Source organism: Pontibacter ramchanderi, from assembly GCF_002846395.1.
GTDB classification, from domain to species: domain Bacteria; phylum Bacteroidota; class Bacteroidia; order Cytophagales; family Hymenobacteraceae; genus Pontibacter; species Pontibacter ramchanderi.
Genome location: NZ_PJMU01000002.1, coordinates 1,019,465 through 1,039,281, shown reverse-complemented (window position 1 = coordinate 1,039,281; position 19,817 = coordinate 1,019,465). Strand labels below are relative to the sequence as shown.

Here is a 19,817-nt window from a genome sequence, read left to right as displayed (position 1 = left end):
ATGAAAATTGTCAACAGCATTTTTATTGCCACAACCCTAAGCGCACTTGCCTCATGTGCCAGCATAAACAATCCGGAAGGGGGGCCGAAAGACGAGGAAGCGCCAAAACTCCTGAACAGCAATCCCAAGCCCAAAGAGCTTAACGTCAGCACACGCACCATTACATTGGACTTCGACGAAGAGGTGCAGCCAAACAACCTTCAAAAGGAATTACTCATTACGCCTTTCACCGAAAACAAATACCAGGTGCGAATGAGCAAAACCCGATTGGAACTGGTATTTGAGGAGCCATTCGAAGCAAACACCACCTATACCTTAAACTTCAGGAAAGGTATACAGGACATCACCGAAAAGAACATTGCAGAAGGGCTTGGACTTACGTTCAGCACAGGCAGCTTTATAGATTCCAGCAGGGTAAGCGGTCAGGTAGTAAGACTGCAGACGCAACAACCGGAGAAGGAGGCAGTGGTGGCCTTGTACCCGACAAACGATACGCTTAGCATCCGCAAAAGCAGACCCTACTACCAGACGCAGGCCAATGCAAATGGAGAGTTTACATTTGAAAACATAAAAGACGGCGAGTACAGGATTTATGCGTTGACGGACAAGAACAACAACTCGCTTTATGATAGCGAAGATGAATGGATAGCTTATAAAGCAGAGCCCATACGCGTGACAAGTGCAAAGCAGGACGTAGTGCTTCAAACAGTGAGAATAGATACCAAGCGCCCTATACTGCAACGGCGCGAAAGGTATACAGACCGCTTCATAGCTAACTATGGAGAAGGTATAGAGCGATTCTATGCCATACCTGCGGGCATGCCTAAAGATACTTTGGTCCATAAGATATCGGCAGACGGGAAGATCATAGACATATTCGGAAACAATCGTTTCACGGGAGGCAGCGCTGTACTAACCGCGTTGGATTCAGCAGCGAACAGAACGGTAGACACTGTTCAGATAGCATTCGAGGGAAAGCGCGCACAGCGGGTAAATGGGGCCAGGCTAAAGGCAAGTGGCAGCAATGGCAACAATACGATTGCAATAGGGCAGCAGGTAACGATTGAATTGGAAACACCTGTAAGAATACAAACAAAAGAGCCCATCCGTCTGCTTGCCGATAGCATAGAAGTCGCCAGACTAACGTATCCGGATCAGGTGAGACTGGACCGCTCTGCTACGGAAATCAGCTTTACAATGCCAAAGTGGACTGGCACGGCACGGGAAGCAACCATCATACTGGACAGTGCAGGAATAGTACCTGTGCAAGGGGACCAATTCAGCAAACCGCCCATACAACTGACAATAGCAGAAGCACGTGGCGCAGGAAGCCTGAGAGGAGGGGTAAAGACGCAGCAAACAAATTACATAATTCAGTTGGTAGACAATGAATACAAAGTGAAGAACCAGGTACGCAATGCCAAAACATTCAACTTTAGAAACATTGAACCTGGTACCTATTACATTAGAGTAATACTGGATGCCAACAACAACGGCAAGTGGGATGGAGGAGACCCTGAACTTATAAAAGAACCCGAACAGGTATACCTGCACGATAAGCCATTAGAGATCCGGGCGAACTGGGACATGGAAGAAAACATAGCATTTTAGTAAAAAGGAAGCTGGTGACAGCTTCCTTTTTTTATGACTTGGCAGGAACAAGCGCATCAACCTAAGAGTGGATAAAAACCGCGGAAAAGCAAAACAAATCATAAACAGGCAGGAAATGGTAGTGCTATCCACAGAAAAAAGACGGATGTAAACTTCAGATCAAGGTATAGAAATTGGCACAAAAGAATATCTAAAGAAACCTACAAAACGAACGCGACGAGAGTCAGGCACCAATCAAATCAATGCACAACGATTACAAGCCCAGGATAGAAGCGGTATAGCAACAATACTGCTCCATGAGCTATACAGTAAGTTAAATAAAGAGGCACTACTAAGAAGTAAGAGGCAACACGAACTGGCAACAAGTCAGAAAAGTGAAAAGTATGTCATCACCATTCTGCAGCCTCAACCAAAATATACTTTAAGCCCGCACGCCCAATAGCACAATCAGCTTCTTAGAAATATAAAGCTAAAGCAGATCTAGTCCAGGCATAAGCACACCAAAGCAAGGTATAAGCTGTCCATTAGATGAGCTAAATTCATATAGCCTTTAATGGCAGGTATTGCTACAGGTATGGGTAATACCAAAAAACAGGTAAAGCTGCCCGGTAGAGCCAACCAGAGAAATGAACAGAATTAGGACGCGCTTAGCTTACCACATTGATACGCGTGGTAGGGTGTAGCCTCACTAAATTTCAATCGCAATACAAGGCAATAAAAGAGATGCAAAGAAGTATTGCGAAATGCGTGGAACTATGACCAAAATAATCTGAGCAGTGATGCGTAAATAAAGTTCTGCAAATGCCGTAAGAGGTAAAATCGGCTAAAACAAGCGCAGAAAAAATATGTATTTTCTGAAATCAAAAAAGCTGTTTAGAAATCCACAAAAAAGGTGGGTATAACTGTGGACAAGTGTGGAGCAAATCTGATAACTTAAAACACTAATGTTCCACAGATAGGACAAAGGGGCTGTGGAACACATAAAAAGTGGAAAGCAGTTAACAAAGGTAGGAGCAAAAAAGGCTTTTCCACGGGGCAACCGGCATGTGAAAAAAGTAACGCACACAAAATGGGTAAAAGTGGAAAAAGGGGATAAGTAATTGAAAGACAAAAAGCAGCAGGCAGAAGTGATTGTGGGAAGCCAGGTGCAAAGGCAAGGTATAGAAAATTAAAATGAGGACAAGTCAAGATGTTCCACACTTATCAACTTATAAACAGCCTTAATGATGAAAGAAGATTTATTTAAAAATTTATCTAATTAAAATTAATAAGGTCAGGTAAGATGTGGAAAGCTGGATAAGTCAGCCCAAAAAGAGAAAAAGAAAGACCGATCAGGAGAGGGGACAGAGCGGCGGGAGAGCGCAAAAAAATAAAAGCTTTATCTTTATAAGGCGAAACAAAGACACACAAACACAAAACTATGACATTACTTCTAAAGCTGGTTCCTCCCTTCGAAGACCCAGTGCTGATCTTTACGCTGGTACTGCTGATAATCCTGATTGCTCCCATTATACTCAACAAGCTGAAAATACCGGGTATAGTGGGTCTCATACTGGCCGGCGTAATAGTAGGGCCAAACGGATTTAACCTGCTCCAGCGCGACTCCAGTATTATATTGTTCGGTACGGTGGGTTTGCTCTACATCATGTTTTTGGCCGGGCTCGAAATCGACATGATCGATTTTAAAAAGAACAAAAACAAAAGCCTGGTGTTCGGCGCATTCACCTTCCTTATACCAATTATTACAGGTACAGTAGTCTTTTATTATGTCATGGAGTATGAACTGATCTCGGCTATACTTCTATCCAGCATGTTCTCGTCGCATACTCTGATTGCTTACCCCATTGCAAGCCGGTTAGGTCTAAGCAAGAATGAAGCGGTAACCGTAACGATTGGAGGCACCATCGTAACTGACACGGCGGTACTGTTGGTGCTGGCCGTAGTAGCAGGTGGAGCGGCAGGGAATCTGGATTTATGGTACTGGATAAAACTAGCTATCTCGTTGACAATATTCGGAAGCATCGTCCTGTTTGTGTTTCCACGGATTGCCAGTTGGTTTTTCAAACAGATAGAAAGCGAGAAGGGAGCGCAGTACATCTTCGTACTCACCATGGTGTTTGCAGCGGCGTTTCTGGCAGAGGTAGCCGGAGTAGAAGCAATCATTGGAGCCTTCCTGGCAGGTTTGGCACTCAATACACTTATACCGCATTCCTCAGCGCTCATGAACCGCATTGAGTTTGTGGGCAACAACATCTTCATTCCATTCTTCCTGATCAATGTAGGAATGATCGTGGACCTGAGTGTGCTCTTCCGCGGCACAGAAGCCCTGATCATAGCAGGTGTCATTGTAGTGATAGCATTGGTAACGAAATACCTGGCTGCCTGGGCCACACAGAAGGTATATGGCTATAGTGCCACGCAACGTAATCTGATATTCGGATTAAGCAGTTCTCATGCGGCGGCAACATTGGCAGTGATACTGGTCGGATATAATCTTGGCATTATAAACGAGGAAGCACTAAATGGCACCATTGTTCTAATACTGGTCAGCTGCCTGATTAGCTCATTCGTTACGGAAAAAGCAGGTAAGAAACTGGCCATTATCGAGAGCCGCCGCAAGCCAAACCTGAGCGAAAAGCCAGACCGCATACTCGTACCAATTGCCAATCCGCAGAACATCGAGAATCTGATCGACCTATCCATCATGTTGCGTAACCCGGATTACAAAGAGCCCATTTACCCGCTTGCAGTGGTGCTGGACAATGAGCAGGCCGAAGAAGAAATCTTCAAGAAGAACAAAATGCTGCAGGAGGCCATTAAACACGCTTCTGCTACGGACAATGATGTGGAGTTGGTCTCTAAGATTGACATCAACATAGCCAGCGGCATACTGCGTGCTATAAAGGAACTGATGATAACCGAAGTCGTGCTGGGTTGGAACGCCAAGATCACAACCCGCGACCGCATCTTCGGCACCGTGCTGGACAATCTGCTGGAGAACACCGAGCAGATGATACTGGTATGTAAAATCATGCAGCCGCTGAACACAACCAGCCGCCTGGTGGTAATTGTGCCTGCCAACGCCGAACTGGAGCGAGGCTTCTTGCGCTGGATGCGGGCCGTGCGACTGATGGCCACGCAATTGGGAGCGAAAGTCGTGTTTATGGCAGGACGCCGGACGATAAACCACATCAGGTCCACGGTAAAGACCAGTAAGCCAGCCATAGATGCCACCTATACGCCACGACCAAGTATGGCAGAATTTGAGCACAACCAGACAGGTATAGGCAAAGACGACATGGTAGTGGTAGTATCGGCGCGAAGAGGCACAGTGTCTTACAACGGCGTGCTCGACAATGTGCCGCGCGTGATGTCACGTAACTACAAAGACAATAGCTTTATCATTGTATATCCGGAGCAGCACCCGAACGTATATCAGGACAATCAGTTCAAGACAACCGGGTATACCAATGAAACAAGCGAAAAAGAAGGCTTTTGATTACGACCTCGATTTCAAGAAAACAGATTTTAGGAAGAACCCTGAGCTATACCGCGTCGGCAAGGGAGAGCAGGGCGTGTTACTGGTAGAACCCTATAAGTCGGAGATATTGCCGTATTGGCGCTTTAAGACGCCTGAGATCGCACGGGAGTCGTCGGAGCATATCTACGGTCTGTTTCTTGATTACCTTCGTCAGAACGACTTTGTGGGCGCCGATATGGCACGCAAGTTTTTGCAAATGGGCTATACCCGCTCACGCCGCTACGCTAACCACCGCACAGGCCAAAAGTATGAGGGCCCGGTTCCGGACGGTAAGAAAGGACAGAGCGGGGCCCATGGCCGTGACCAACTGCCGCTGGACCCCGATCCGGTAAAAGCAGAGTCGGCCCGCATCTTTAAGGCGAAATGGGACCAGGCCAAGGAGAATGAAACGTATAAAGAAATGATGGCTGACTTCCGGGCAAAATATGAAGTCTAAAATTACCGAAGGATCGATAATCCTTTAACCTTTTAATACCTAATTTAGTAAATCACATATCTTTGCATACAAGATAAAACTAGAGAGCAACATGGTTAACAAAGAAATCAGGTTAGGCAAAGGGCTTGGTAAGATCAAGTTTGGCCTTACAATGGAAGAAGTAGAAGCGCTATTGGGCGAACCTGAAGAGATAGAGGAGTCTGACGAAGAAGATGAGTTTGAGCACCAGGCCTGGAACTACTGGGAAGAGGGCTATTCGCTTTACTTCGACAAGGAAGACGACTACCGGTTGAGCTGCATTGAAACGGCTAACCGCGACGTGAAATTGTGGGAAGAGCGTATTTTTGAGATGAGCCAGGAGCAACTCAAAAGACTGTTCGCTGACCACGGTTACGAGGATCTGGAAGAAGAAGAAATGGAAACAGGCGAAACCCGCATTTCTTATGAAAAGGAGATGATCGACCTGTACTTCGATGAAGACCAACTGATCGCTGTAAACTTCGGGGTGTTCATCAACGACAACCTGGAGGTCGTTTGGCCAGAGAAATAAATCAAATAGAAACACACCAGATCCCGGCTTCTGAAAAAGGAGCCGGGATTTTTTTTGCCCAATCGATTGTGAACAGCCAGGTATAATAGCGGAAGGTGGGTCGTTTATACCTGGGCTTTCAGGTATAGAAAAGCCATTTCAGGAAAGTTAGTACGCAGCAGGAAACAGAAAAGGACCGGTGTAAGCCGGTCCTTTTTTATAGTAAAAGGGCTATACCTTAGTTAAAGAAGAAATTGTAAATCTCCTCCTGTATAGCCGGGTTGATGGCAATTGCAAGGATCATAGAGATGATCAAACCGATCGTCACAGACAGGATGTCCTTGCCGATCAGGTTCATTGTCTTGGCAATCTTCAGGCTGCTGTCCTGAGCTCTAAGGCGCATACCTAACTCGCGGCCTGCCAGCAAACCAATGAACACCCAGGTCGTACTCATCGGCACGTTGTTCACTTCCTTGAAAACATAAAGTATCAGGGCATACACCAGGTCAATGATGGTGGCGCTGCGCACATCGCGTACCTCCGATTTCTCGTTGATGATGTTCTGGATCTTGTCTCCTTTCTTAAAGAACAGAAATCCAAGACCCAGGAAGATAAAGAGCGTGAAGGCCAGGAATTCGTACACATTGAGCTGGCGCGGCAGGTATACGGCAATGTTGGCCAGGTCTTGCGCCAGCCAGATGTACCACAAGAAACCACTGATTATCCATTGCGCCCATACCCAGAAAGCATGCGCCTCGCCCTTAATAAAGCGTTTGATAACCTTTGTAAGCGTGATGTAAATGATCAGGGCAGAGAGAAAGGCGACTATATAGCCCGCTATACTTTTGTTGAGCATACTCAGGATAGTGCCCGAGGTAGCCGTGAACACGCTAAGCAGCATGAACGTGGTGGAAACCGGTATACGGAACCTGGTTAAGAGCAGCAGGATAATGGGGGCTGCCAGCTGCAGGTAGACGAAGTTGGTAGGCGCTTTGTCGAGGCCGGGCGTGGCCAGACGCTGGTACGATACGTCCCCGTCAAACACAACCCAGCTGTAGGTTACCGTGAATACAAAAATAAGCCCCATAAAGAGCCACTGCCAGTACCATTTCTTGTCCTCGTTGGAGCCGATGAACGTACCGATGGTCTGGATACTGTCGTTGGCAATGGCCGAGTAGCCCGCAAAGGCAAAGCCCACCCACATGGCGATAGAAGGATAAGGATAAACAGCACCTGCCATGATCAGGGAGAATGCGATAAAGTAAAGGAACTTCTTTTCCTTCTGTACGACCACGTCCAACAGGCCAACCCGCTTGGTGAACTTGTGTGGTTGAGCTGGTAAAACGTGTTTTGGGGCCTTCTTTTTCTTAGCCATTTCAAAAGTTGGGTGAGATTAAAAAACGACGCAAGTTATCACATAATAGGCGAGAGGTAGTGTCGCCAATGTTAAGAAATTGTTAACAGCCGGAATTTTATAACCTATATTCTCCTGATTCTACAAGATAATAATGGAGAATTAAAAGATGCAGGTACCGCCATGCCCGAAAATCTGTAACGAGCGTATGGCATAATCACCCGTTAATCCTCTATCTTTGCAGCATGGCGACACAAGAGAAAACCCCTGTAGAAAACGCACAGTTAAAAGACATTATCTCGCATGCCAAGGAATACGGCTTCGTGTTCCCGTCAAGCGAGATCTATGATGGTCTGCAAGCCGTGTACGATTACGGCCAGATGGGCGTAGAGCTGAAGAACAACCTCAAGAACCTGTGGTGGAAGTCGATGACGCAGCTGCACCAGAACGTGGTAGGTATAGACGCCGCCATTTTCATGCACCCGCTCACCTGGAAGGCCTCTGGCCACATCGACAGCTTCAACGACCCGATGATCGACAACAAGGACTCGAAGAAGCGTTACCGTGCCGACGTGCTGATAGAAGAGAAAGCCGCCCAGTACGAAGCCGATGGCCACTACGACAAAGCCAGCGAGCTGTTGGTGGAGATGGGCAAGCTGCTGGGCGCCGAAGAACTCGACGGCGTGCGTGAGCTCATCATCCGTGAAGACATCAAATGCCCGATCTCCGGCACCGCCAACTGGACCGAGGTGCGTCAGTTTAACCTGATGTTCTCGACGCAGGTAGGTTCCGTAGCCGAAGACTCAAGCACCATTTACCTGCGCCCTGAAACGGCTCAGGGTATATTCGTAAACTTCCTGAACGTGCAGAAGACGGGCCGCATGAAAGTGCCGTTTGGTATCGCGCAGATCGGTAAGGCGTTCCGTAACGAGATCGTAGCCCGTCAGTTCATCTTCCGCATGCGCGAGTTCGAACAGATGGAGATGCAGTTCTTCGTACGCCCTGGCACCGAGATGGAGTGGTACAACACCTGGAAAGAGAACCGCAAGAAATGGCACGAGGCCATCGGTATACCTGCCGACAGCCTCCGTTACCACGACCACGAGAAGCTGGCCCACTACGCCAACGCCGCCGTGGACATCGAGTTCAAGTTCCCGTTCGGTTTCAAGGAGGTGGAAGGTATACACTCCCGCACCGACTTCGACCTGACGCAGCACCAGGAGTTGAGCCGCAAGAAAATGCAGTACTTCGACAACGACCTGAACGAGGACGGTAAACCGTATGGTAACTATATCCCGTACGTGGTGGAAACATCCGTAGGCGCCGACCGCCTGTTCCTGATGACGCTGTGCAGCGCTTATACTGAAGAAGAGATTACCGAGGGTGAGCAAACCAAGACGCGTACGTTCCTGAAGTTCCACCCAGCTTTGGCTCCGGTGAAGGCTGCTATCCTGCCGCTGACGAAGAAAGACGGTCTGCCAGAAAAAGCAACCGAGATCTTCAACGCACTGCGCTACGACTTCAACATGATTTATGAAGAGCGTGACTCTATCGGCAAGCGCTATACCCGTCAGGACCTGATCGGTACGCCGTTCTGTATCGCCGTAGACCACCAGACCCTGGAGGATAACACGGTGACGGTTCGCGACCGCGACTCGCGCGAGCAGGTGCGTATGCCGATCAGCGAACTGCATGGCTATATCAACAATGCCGTAAGCTTTAAGAGTATATTCGAGAAGCTAGCCTAAGGTATAGGTATAGCTAAAAAGCATAGAGCAGCCTGCGGCCTTAAGTCGCAGGCTGCTTTTGTTTATGGCATCTTTAGAATGCAGATGAGTACACTATTGAACTTCCGGCTGTCATATTTGTCCTTATATGGAGAAAAGTGCTTTTGTTATGTTAAGCTAAAGCTTGATAGATGTGGAAAATTGATCCTATTTAAAGCCCTAATTATTATACAACTAACTGATAATTATAGGATTATAAAGAATTACACTGAAAGTATTCAACAGATTATGTGAGTCTGTCAATTCTTTAATAATTCTGGTAAACTCTTACGTTTGTCTCCATCAAAACCAAGATAAAGAGCATTAGAGTTGATCAAAACAGGTTCTTGTCATACAAAGCAACGAGGAGCTTAGATCCAGCAAAAAATCGTAGAAAGAGGTGTATAAAAGTTGAATTAAAAGTGCCAAAACGCTATTTAAACCCGCATTACAGTCGACTATTCCACATGTATTAGCAGAAGTAAACTTGTAATGGATTTACCTTGATAAGCACTGAGCGTTAGAGAAAGCAAGGAAGAGCGGTAAGTGCAAAAGGGAAAAGAGGCAAAAAACTAAAAATACTTACCTTTGTATTCCAGCTGGAATAACTGGGTTTAAATAGAGGCTTTAGCAGAGGTATCAGAGAGTAAGCAGCATTGTTTAGCAATTGATTTCCGTTCAGAAGCGGGCAGATGTCATTACACAAAACTGGTTACTTACCTTAACTATCCGAAGCGCAGCGTAGGTATAAACTATTTGGCTGGCAATTAGAAATAAGGAGTGAGGCAATATGGATTATGCCCAAACCTGACTAACTTGCCAAATAGCAGCCGTGGCTTTAACAACAAGCCGTGCTCATACCTGTAATAAGCAGAAGAGTCAAGCCAGCTGATTTGAAATTTGACGAAGAAATACCAGAAGATTAAGTGCTGAAAATGGCAAAGTATAACGAGTACAAGAACCTGAACTACGCACAGGTAGGCGAAGACGTGCTGGCCTACTGGAAAGAACACAATATCTTCCAGCGCTCAGTGTCGACAAGACAGGGGCACAAGCCTTTCGTGTTTTATGAGGGACCGCCGTCGGCGAACGGTACGCCAGGCATTCACCACGTGATGGCCCGCGCCGTGAAAGACATTTTCTGCCGCTACAAGACCCTGAAAGGCTTTCAGGTGAACCGCAAAGGCGGCTGGGACACGCACGGTCTGCCCGTAGAGTTGCAGGTAGAAAAGGAGCTGGGTATCACGAAAGAGGATATTGGCAAGAAGATAACGGTAGAGGAATACAACCAGCGCTGTCGCGAAACGGTGATGCGTTTCAAGAGCCAGTGGGACGACCTGACCGAGAAGATGGGTTACTGGGTGGACCTGGACAATCCGTACATCACCTTTGAGAACGAGTACATCGAGTCAGTATGGGCCCTGTTGAAGCGCCTGTACGACAAAGGCTTTTTATACAAAGGCTATACCATCCAGCCCTACTCGCCGGGCGCAGGCACGGGTTTGAGTTCGCACGAGCTCAACCAGCCGGGTTGCTACAAGATGGTGAAGGACACGACCATTGTGGCCCAGTTCGAGGTGAAGAAAATCACCCGCAACATGTTCCTGTTCGAGTACGAGGAGGAGAAAGTGTTCTTCCTGGCCTGGACGACGACGCCTTGGACGCTTCCTGCCAATACCGCGCTGGCGGTGGGCAAAGGCATCAAGTACGTGAAAGTGCGTACCTACAACCCCTATACCTACGAGCCGATTTCGGTGATTCTAGCTAAAGACTTGGTGAGCCGCTTCTTTAACCCGAAAGCCGACGGCATTCCGCTCACAGAGTATAGCTCGGGCGACAAGCTGATACCTTACAAGATAGTAGAGGAGTTCGAAGGCCGCGATCTGGCAGGCGTGGAGTACCACCAGCTGATGCCATACGTGCAGCCTGATAAACCCGCTTTCCGCGTGGTGGTAGGCGATTTCGTGACCACGGAAGACGGTACGGGTATCGTGCACATCTCCCCAACCTTTGGTTCGGACGACTTCAGGGTAGCTGCCCAGAACGATATACCTGCGCTATTGGTAGAGGACGAGAATGGCAAGCCGATGCCACTCGTGGACAAGCAAGGCCGCTTCGTGAAAGAGGTGACCGACTTTGCAGGCATGTACGTGAAGAACTACACAGGCGAAGACGAGTCAGCCGCTGACTACAAGCCAACCGACGTCCTGATTGCCATTAAACTCAAAGAGGAGGGCAGAGCCTTTAAAGTAGAGAAATACGAGCACACCTACCCGCATTGCTGGCGTACGGACAAGCCCGTATTATATTATCCGCTGGACAGCTGGTTCATCAAGACCACGGCCGTAAAGGATAGACTGATTGAGCTGAACAAGACCATCAACTGGAAACCAGAGTCTACAGGCTCGGGTCGTTTCGGTAACTGGCTGGAGAACCTGGTGGACTGGAACCTGTCGCGCTCACGCTATTGGGGTACGCCGCTGCCTATCTGGCGAACCGAAGACGGAGAGGAGGAAATCTGCATCGGCTCGATCCAGCAACTGAGCGAAGAGATAGACTGTGCCGTGGACGCTGGACTGATGGAGGCTTCTGTAGAGATAAACGACCTGCACCGTCCGTATGTGGACAACATCGTGCTGGTGAGCGACTCCGGAAAGCCAATGTACAGAGAGACAGACCTTATCGACGTTTGGTTTGATTCGGGTGCCATGCCTTATGCACAGTGGCACTACCCAATCGAGAACGAAGATATCTTCCGTCAGAACTTCCCTGCCGACTACATCGCCGAGGGCGTTGACCAGACGCGTGGTTGGTTCTTCACGCTGCATGCTCTGGCGGTTATGCTGGAGGATAGCGTAGCCTACAAGAACGTAATCGCCAACGGTCTGGTGCTCGACAAGAACGGCAACAAGATGAGTAAGCGCCTTGGCAACGCCATCGACCCCTTTGAGATGATCGGCAAGTACGGCCCGGACGCTGTGCGCTGGTACATGATTGCCAATGCACCACCTTGGGACAACCTGAAGTTCAACCCGGAGGGTGTGGTGGAAACGCAGCGCCGTTTCTTCGGCACGCTGCAGAATACCTACTCTTTCTTCGCGCTATACGCTAACCTGGACAACTTCACCTTTGCCGAGGACGAAGTGCCGCTGGAGCGCAGAACCGAAAGCGACCGCTGGATTATCTCAAAGCTGAACACGCTGGTTAAGGACGTTGACACCTTCCTAGAAGACTACGACCCAACCCGTGCCGCCCGTGCTATCCAGGATTTCGTGGTGGACGACTTGAGCAACTGGTACGTGCGTCTGAACCGCAAGCGCTTCTGGAAAGGCGAGTACAACGAAGACAAGATGGCCGCTTACCAGACGCTCTATACCTGTCTGGAAGTTATCGCCAAGCTGGCTTCGCCTATCGCGCCGTTCTATACCGAGCAGCTCTACCGCGACCTTAACAACGTGAGCGGCAAACATAAGGAAGAGTCCGTACATTTGGCTTACTACCCAGAGGTTGAGCACACGGCTATCGATGAGGATTTGGAAGAGCGCATGGCGCTGGCCCAGACCATTTCGTCGCTGGTGCACTCGCTGCGCAAGAAGCACTTCATCAAAGTGCGTCAGCCGCTGCAGCGCATTCTTATACCTGTGTTGAACGACAAGACGCGCCAGCAGATTCAGGCCGTAGAAGACCTGATCATGAGCGAGGTGAACATCAAGCACGTGGAGTACATCGACGATACGTCGGGCATATTGGTGAAGAAGATCAAGCCGAACTTCAAGAAGCTGGGTCAGGTATTCGGTCCGAAGATGAAGCTGGTGGCCGCCGCCGTGCAGCAAATGAATCAGGACGACATTGCCCACCTGGAGCGTGAGGGAGGTATAGAACTGCAGATAAGCGACGAGGAAACCGCCGTGCTAACGCCAGAGGACGTGGAAATCTCCTCCGAGGACATCCCAGGTTGGTTGGTGGCCAGCGAGGGCAAGCTGACCGTGGCCTTGGACGTAACCATCACCGAAGAGCTGAAACAGGAGGGCATCGCCCGCGAACTGGTGAACCGTATCCAGAACCTGCGCAAAGACAGCAACCTGGAGGTGCAGGATAAGATACACATCGTGCTGCAGGCGTCTATACCTGAGGTAAACGCCGCTGTGGAAAACTTCCGCAACTACATACAAGCCGAGACACAGGCACTGAGCCTGGATCTGGCTGACAATGTGGTAGATGGTACTATCCTGGAGGTGGACGATTACCAGGTGAACATCCATATCCGCACCGAAGCGGTAGTAGCATAAATTGTAAGCCCCGGCTCTATGAAATGGCCGGGGCTATACCTTATACCTTTATCCTGCGGCGGCTGAACAATGTCGCTGCAGCCTAATTGAAGACACATGAAATATTGGAAGTACTACCTGGTGGCCCTAATCGTCATCATCATCGACCAAGCTGTGAAGCTTATCGTGCATTACAACATGGAAATGGGTATGCCAGGCGAGATCGTGCTCCTGGGCGACTGGTTGAAGCTGCACTATACCCTCAACCCGGGTATGGCCTTTGGTGTGCAGCTCGGCTCTGATTATGGTAAGTTGATTTTGTCGCTGTTTAGATTGGTAGCGGTGTTCGGTATCGGTTACTACATCTACCATCTGGTGAAAACTGGAGCCCCAAAAGGCTTGATATGGTGCATCGGCCTGATACTGGGCGGTGCTATTGGCAACCTGATCGATAGTACGTTCTACGGCGTGTTGTTCGACAACCACCCTTATGGCTCACCAACACCATGGTTCCATGGACAGGTAATCGACATGTTCTACATTGATATTTGGGAAGGCATTGTGCCGCACTGGATTCCTTTGCTAGGTGGTAAACCGATGTCGCTGTGGCCTATCTTCAACGTGGCGGACTCGGCTATCTTCATCGGGGTACTGATTATCCTCTTTAACCAGAAGCGTTTCTTTGCGCACTACGAAGAGCCGGTGAACAAGCCAGCGGCGGAGCAACAGGGGATGTAAGGTATAAGAAATAAGTATAAAAAAAGCGGCTGTTCCATGTGGAATAGCCGCTTTTTTTGTTTTGTGAATGGGTTAAATCTATACCACCAGTTTAGCATTGTGCAACTGGTAGTTGTACATAAGGCCAGTTTGTAACTGGCGTAGCGAGAGTTTTTATATACATTAAGCTCAATCTTAAATGTACTGCGAAAAACGAAAAACAAGAAAGGCTTCGCAATCATTCAAAAAACATTATTTTTACCAGAAGCACCAAGCCTTTCACCCTTGTCTATACCCACACCCATCCTGCAGGTCACGGATCTTGAAACCACTTTCGCTACACGCCAGGGTATAGTTCGGGCCGTGGACAAGGTATCGTTTGCTCTATACCCCGGCGAAGCAGTGGCCATTGTAGGGGAGTCGGGCTCCGGGAAGACGGTGATGGCGCTGTCGCTGATGCAATTACTTGATACGAATGCGCAGGTAGGAGGGAAGGCGGTGTTTCAGTCGGAGCGGCTGGGGGCGGTGGACTTGCTGCAACTGCAGGAAAAGCAACTCCAACAGCTTCGGGGCAACGAGATGGGGATGATTTTCCAGGATCCGATGTCGTCGCTCAACCCCGTCTATACCTGTGGACAGCAAGTGGTGGAGGTGCTCCTGTGGCACCGCAAAATATCAAAAAAAGAGGCAAGGGAACGTGTTTTACAGCTTTTTGAACAAGCCAAGCTCCCAAGACCGGAACAAATTTACGACAGTTATCCACACCAGATTTCAGGCGGGCAAAAGCAACGCGTGATAATTGCCATGGCGATGGCTTGCGAGCCTGCCATCTTAATTGCTGACGAGTCCACCACGGCTTTGGACGTGACCGTGCAGGCCCGCATGCTTTCGCTGATAGACGAGCTGCGGGTGAAGCAAAACATGGCGGTGCTGTTTATCTCTCACGATTTGGGGGTAGTGGCCGAGATTGCAGACCGGGTGCTGGTGATGTACAAAGGCCGCATCGTGGAGCAAGGCAAGGTGCTCGACATATTTACCAATCCGCAGCACCCCTATACCAAAGGCTTGCTGGCCTGCCGCCCGACACTCAGCACGAAGTCGCAAGCCAAATTGCCGACAGTAGCCGATTTTATGGAGGAAGACGGGCAAGGCATTATCCGCGAGAAGAAGCCGCAGGTATACGAGCCCTCTTTGGCAGATGTGGTGAATGCCTATGTAGGGACAGTATCCGACATAAAGCAACAGCGCGACAACAGCCAGAAGCCGCCTTTGCTGCAGGTGCAGGATTTGCAGGTATACTTTCCTATCAAGAAAGGCATCTTCTCCCGCACCACGGGCTATGTGAAAGCCGTGGATGGCGTGAGTTTCGAGGTGAAGCACGGGGAGACCATTGCCTTGGTAGGAGAGTCTGGAAGCGGAAAGACAACACTTGGAAGAGCCATATTAAGGCTGGTAGAGTCTACGGCCGGCAGCGTGCTTTTTGAGGGAAAGGATATCGCCAGCATGAACACCAAAACCCTGCGACAGAACCGCCGTCATTTTCAGATGATCTTCCAGGACCCTTATACCTCGCTCAATCCCATGCACACCGTAGGGGAGGCGATACTGGAGCCCATGCGTGTGCATAAGCTCTACGGCAGCGACAAAGAACGCCGTGGAGAGATGCTTGAACTTATTGAGAAAGTGGGTCTTAGCCCTGAGCATGCGCAACGTTATCCACAGGCGTTTTCGGGTGGGCAGCGGCAACGCATTGCCATTGCCCGGGCCTTGGCCCTGCAGCCGAAGCTGTTGATATGCGACGAGTCGGTGTCGGCACTGGACGTGTCGGTGCAGGCGCAGGTGCTCAACTTGCTCAATGAGCTCAAGCGAGATTTCAACATGACCTACCTCTTCATCACCCACGATCTGGCGGTGGCCAAGCACATGGCCGACCGTATATTGGTCATGCACGAAGGGCGCATCGTGGAGCAGGGTATACCTGTGCAGCTGTTTCAAAATCCGCAGCATGACTATACCCGTTCGCTTATACAGGCTATACCCGGTGGCGAGCCCGAAGCCATTGTGGCGGCGCATGAGAAGCGGGCAGCTTTGAAATCAGGTATAGCGCACTATCAAGTATAGCGCAGTACCAGGATTAATATACCTTCCCCCATAGCCCATATATAGAGTTTTCTCTATAAATTCACCTGAAATTGGTTCCGCTTTAACCTTAGTCCGCCTTGCGGGCGTATAGAGGCTAAACTATTTCAACCAAGATTACCATGGCCTGAGGTGCGGTATACCTGCGCCGGCCAATAGAAACAAGATACATGAGAAGTAAAAGACCAAGCAAAAGCGGCAGAGAGCAAGACAGCCGCAACGAAAAAGGCGGCTCCCGCAGAGGCGAGTCTTCCAGAAGAGAACCATCTAACAGAGGCGGCTCCCGCAGAGGCGACGACCGCAGAGGTGGTGGCAAAGATAAATCAGCCAAGGGCATTGTGCTGGAGATGTTCTCCAACAGCCCCGACACGGTGTTCACGCAGCGCCAGATTACCCGCAAACTAGGAATCGTTGATAAGAAAGGCCGTGACCAGCTACAAGGCATTCTGGTGAACCTTGTGCGCGAGAACAAGCTGTTGCTGATTGACGGCGACAAATACCAGCTTAACCTGCGCGTCAACATTATCACGGGTCGCGTGGACCTGGCCAACAGCAAGTACGCCTATATTGTGTCGGAGGAGACAGAGGACGACGTGCGCGTGTTCCGCGAGCACCTGAAGTACGCCATGGACGGCGACCTGGTGAAAGTAGAAGTACTGCCGACCATGCAGGGCGGCCGTGCCGAAGGTATCGTTGTGGAAGTGCTGGAGCGTTCGCGAATCGAACTGGTGGGTATTATGGAGCTCTCCAAAAACTTTGGCTTTGTAGTACCTGATTTCAAGAAACTCTACTTTGATGTATTTGTAGGCGAGCGCAACCTCAACGGAGCCGAAGCCGGTGACAAAGTACTCGTAAAGATTGTAGAGTGGCCGAAAGACCCAGGCAAAAACCCGACGGGCGAAGTGATTCGCGTGTTTGGTCCGGCCGGTGAGCACGAGGCTGAGATTCACTCCATCATGGCCGAATTCGGCTTGCCGTTCGAATTTCCGGAGGCCGTGGAAGAAGAGGCCGAGAAGATATCCGATAAGATTCCCGCAGGCGAGATTGCCAAGCGCCGCGACATGCGCGACGTCACCACCTTCACCATCGACCCCGCCGACGCCAAGGACTTTGACGACGCATTGTCGATACAGAAACTCGAGAACGGCAACTGGGAAATAGGCGTGCACATTGCCGACGTGACCCATTATGTGCACCCGCGAAGCTTGCTCGAGAAAGAAGCCTTCCACAGAGCAACCTCGGTATACCTGGTGGATAGAACCATCCCAATGTTGCCTGAGCGCCTCTCAAACGGCCTTTGCTCGCTGCGCCCGAACGAAGAGAAGCTGACCTTCTCGGTGGTGTTCGAGCTCGACGACAACGGCAAACTCTACGACACGTGGTACGGCCGCACGGTAACCTACTCCGACCGCCGCTTTGCCTACGAAGAGGCACAGGAACGCATTGAGAGTGGTGAGGGCGACTTTGCCGAGGAAATCAACATCCTGAACAACATTGCCAAGAAACTGCAGGCCAAACGCTTTAAAAACGGCGCCATCAGCTTCGAGACAGTAGAGGTGAAGTTCAAGCTTGACGAGACGGGTAAGCCGCTTTCCATCTATGTGAAAGAGCGCAAGGACGCCCACAAGCTGATTGAGGAATTCATGCTCCTGGCAAACAAAAAGGTGGCCGAGTTTGTCTACAACAAAGGCAAAGGCAAGAAGCGCCCGACCATGGTATACCGTACCCACGGCTCCCCAGATCCCGATAAGCTAAGCACGTTCTCGCTCTTCGCCCGCAAGTTTGGGTATAAGGTGGACCCTGATGGCGACATTTCGGAAGAACTGAACAACCTGACGCACGAAATCGAGGGCAAGCCCGAGCAGAGCGTGTTGCAGAACCTGGCGATCCGTACAATGGCCAAGGCCAAGTATAGCACCGAGCCCGAGGGTCACTTCGGTCTGGCGTTCGACCATTATTCGCACTTCACGTCGCCGATTCGCCGCTACCCCGACATGATGGCGCACCGCCTGTTGCAGCACTATCTCGACGGTGGTCAGTCAGAAGACAAAGAGGCATTTGAGGAGCGCTGCCGGCATTCTTCGGAAATGGAGAAACGTGCCGCCGACGCCGAGCGTGCTTCCATTAAGTACAAGCAGGTGGAGTTCATGAAGGACACCATCGGCAACCAATACAAAGGAATTGTGTCTGGTGTGACAGAATGGGGTATATTTGTGGAGATTGAAGAGAACAAGTGCGAGGGTATGGTGCGCCTGTCGAGTCTGAACGACGATTACTACGAGCTGGACGCGAACAACTACCGCATTATTGGTCGTCAGTCGAAGCGCATTATCTCGTTTGGCGACGAGGTGATGGTCGAGATCGTGAGCGCCAATATGGCCGAGCGCACCATCGACATGGAACTGGTAGAAACCCTTAAAACACACTAACACCCCTGTGGATATCACGCAGCTTTCAACCCAGCTTAACCAAACCCTGAATACCCTCCGCTACGGCGACCAGCCGGCGGAACTTTACGAGCCCATCCGCTACATCATGGCCTTGGGCGGAAAGCGGATAAGGCCCTTACTGGTGCTTCTGGCTGCAAAAATGTATGATGATGATGTGGAAAACGTGCTATTGCCCGCTGCGGCCGTAGAGGTTTTCCACAACTTCACGCTCATGCACGACGACATCATGGACAAGGCCCCCCTGCGCCGCGGACAGCAAACCGTGCACGAAAAGTGGGACGCCAACACCGCCATTCTGAGTGGTGATGTGATGCTAGTGCGTGCCTACGAAATGCTTTTAGGTATAGCCCCCGACAAACTGGGCAAGGTGCTGCAACTCTTCAGCAAAACAGCCGCCGAGGTATGTGAAGGCCAGCAGCTCGACATGAACTTTGAGCGCCGCGAGCAGGTGAGCATTGAGGAATACATCCAGATGATCACGCTCAAAACAGCTGTGCTCCTGGGCTTCAGTCTGGAGCTGGGTGCCATCCTGCAGGGAGCCCCTGACTCAGACGCCGAGCACCTGAAGCAATTCGGCGACAACGTAGGGATAGCTTTCCAGCTGCGCGACGATTTGCTCGATGTGTATGGCGACAAAGACAAGTTTGGCAAGCAGGTAGGCGGCGATATCCTGTCGGACAAGAAGACCTTCCTGATGCTGACGGCCCTGGAGCAAGCCAACACAGCGCAACTGCAAACCATACTCGACTGGCGCGACAAAACCGACGCCAAAACAGCCGAAGAAAAGGTGCAGGCCATCACTGCCGTTTACGACCAGCTCAACATCCGCAAGCAAACCGAACAGCAGATCGACTTCTACTTCCAGCAGGCTATAGAACATTTAGACGCAGTGCAGGTACCTATCGAGCGCAAAGCCACCATCCACGGCCTGGCCCTGCAGCTGATGGAAAGGGATAGTTAGAATTGTTGAATTGTTGGTTCGCAGATTGTGAATCTTCAGGTATAA

Annotated in this window: 11 protein-coding genes; 10 read left to right on the top strand and 1 reads right to left on the bottom strand. The window is 50.1% G+C overall.

The window, feature by feature from the left end:
* The 4 genes from BD749_RS11565 (at position 1) to BD749_RS11550 (ending at position 6,138) form a co-directional block, all read left to right on the top strand.
* Positions 1–1,611 carry an Ig-like domain-containing protein gene (locus tag BD749_RS11565; RefSeq protein ID WP_101444483.1) on the top strand — a complete coding sequence of 537 codons (1,611 nt, stop codon included), beginning with the start codon at positions 1–3 and terminating at the stop codon, positions 1,609–1,611.
* 1,420 nt (positions 1,612–3,031) lie between these two features.
* Positions 3,032–5,110, top strand: a complete 2,079-nt coding sequence (locus BD749_RS11560) for a cation:proton antiporter (RefSeq protein ID WP_101444482.1) — start codon at positions 3,032–3,034, stop codon at positions 5,108–5,110.
* Complete coding sequence (locus BD749_RS11555) at positions 5,082–5,588, top strand: DUF4385 domain-containing protein (RefSeq protein WP_101444481.1); 507 nt, start codon at positions 5,082–5,084, stop codon at positions 5,586–5,588. The genes BD749_RS11560 and BD749_RS11555 overlap by 29 nt, the downstream gene beginning before the upstream one ends.
* Positions 5,589–5,679: 91 nt before the next feature.
* Positions 5,680–6,138: a hypothetical protein gene (locus BD749_RS11550; RefSeq protein ID WP_101444480.1), complete on the top strand. Its 459-nt coding sequence runs from the start codon at positions 5,680–5,682 to the stop codon at positions 6,136–6,138.
* A 217-nt stretch (positions 6,139–6,355) separates the two neighbouring features.
* Here the strand turns inward: BD749_RS11550 and BD749_RS11545 are convergent, their stop codons facing one another.
* Positions 6,356–7,492 (bottom strand): hypothetical protein, encoded by a 1,137-nt coding sequence (locus BD749_RS11545; protein ID WP_101444479.1) that lies wholly within the window; start codon positions 7,490–7,492, stop codon positions 6,356–6,358.
* A 224-nt stretch (positions 7,493–7,716) separates the two neighbouring features.
* On the opposite strand from BD749_RS11545, the gene BD749_RS11540 reads away from it, so the two are divergent.
* The 6 genes from BD749_RS11540 to BD749_RS11510 all read left to right on the top strand — a co-directional run bounded on the left by BD749_RS11540 (position 7,717) and on the right by BD749_RS11510 (position 19,772).
* A complete protein-coding gene (locus BD749_RS11540) occupies positions 7,717–9,219 on the top strand; it encodes a glycine--tRNA ligase (protein ID WP_101444478.1) in 1,503 nt (500 codons plus the stop codon).
* Between the two features lie 953 nt (positions 9,220–10,172).
* Positions 10,173–13,526 (top strand): isoleucine--tRNA ligase, encoded by a 3,354-nt coding sequence (gene ileS, locus BD749_RS11530; protein ID WP_101444476.1) that lies wholly within the window; start codon positions 10,173–10,175, stop codon positions 13,524–13,526.
* A gap of 96 nt (positions 13,527–13,622) precedes the next feature.
* Entirely contained in the window at positions 13,623–14,243 is a 621-nt protein-coding gene (locus BD749_RS11525) for a lipoprotein signal peptidase (RefSeq protein WP_101444475.1), read from the top strand.
* 264 nt (positions 14,244–14,507) lie between these two features.
* Positions 14,508–16,343, top strand: a complete 1,836-nt coding sequence (locus tag BD749_RS11520; protein WP_101444474.1) for an ABC transporter ATP-binding protein — start codon at positions 14,508–14,510, stop codon at positions 16,341–16,343.
* A 188-nt stretch (positions 16,344–16,531) separates the two neighbouring features.
* On the top strand, positions 16,532–18,790 hold the full coding sequence (rnr, locus tag BD749_RS11515) for a ribonuclease R (RefSeq protein WP_101444473.1): 2,259 nt from the start codon (positions 16,532–16,534) through the stop codon (positions 18,788–18,790).
* 7 nt (positions 18,791–18,797) lie between these two features.
* Positions 18,798–19,772, top strand: coding sequence for a polyprenyl synthetase family protein (locus BD749_RS11510; RefSeq protein ID WP_101444472.1), 975 nt, complete (start codon positions 18,798–18,800; stop codon positions 19,770–19,772).
* Positions 19,773–19,817 lie beyond the last annotated feature (45 nt).

What these genes read in the sequence shown, in the direction of transcription:
- BD749_RS11565 (WP_101444483.1), top strand. Translation starts at nt 1, where the DNA reads ATGAAAATTGTCAACAGCATTTTTATTGCCACAACCCTAAGCGCACTT.
- BD749_RS11560 (WP_101444482.1), top strand. Translation starts at nt 3,032, where the DNA reads ATGACATTACTTCTAAAGCTGGTTCCTCCCTTCGAAGACCCAGTGCTG.
- BD749_RS11555 (WP_101444481.1), top strand. Translation starts at nt 5,082, where the DNA reads ATGAAACAAGCGAAAAAGAAGGCTTTTGATTACGACCTCGATTTCAAG.
- BD749_RS11550 (WP_101444480.1), top strand. Translation starts at nt 5,680, where the DNA reads ATGGTTAACAAAGAAATCAGGTTAGGCAAAGGGCTTGGTAAGATCAAG.
- BD749_RS11545 (WP_101444479.1), bottom strand. Translation starts at nt 7,492, where the DNA reads ATGGCTAAGAAAAAGAAGGCCCCAAAACACGTTTTACCAGCTCAACCA.
- BD749_RS11540 (WP_101444478.1), top strand. Translation starts at nt 7,717, where the DNA reads ATGGCGACACAAGAGAAAACCCCTGTAGAAAACGCACAGTTAAAAGAC.
- ileS (WP_101444476.1), top strand. Translation starts at nt 10,173, where the DNA reads ATGGCAAAGTATAACGAGTACAAGAACCTGAACTACGCACAGGTAGGC.
- BD749_RS11525 (WP_101444475.1), top strand. Translation starts at nt 13,623, where the DNA reads ATGAAATATTGGAAGTACTACCTGGTGGCCCTAATCGTCATCATCATC.
- rnr (WP_101444473.1), top strand. Translation starts at nt 16,532, where the DNA reads ATGAGAAGTAAAAGACCAAGCAAAAGCGGCAGAGAGCAAGACAGCCGC.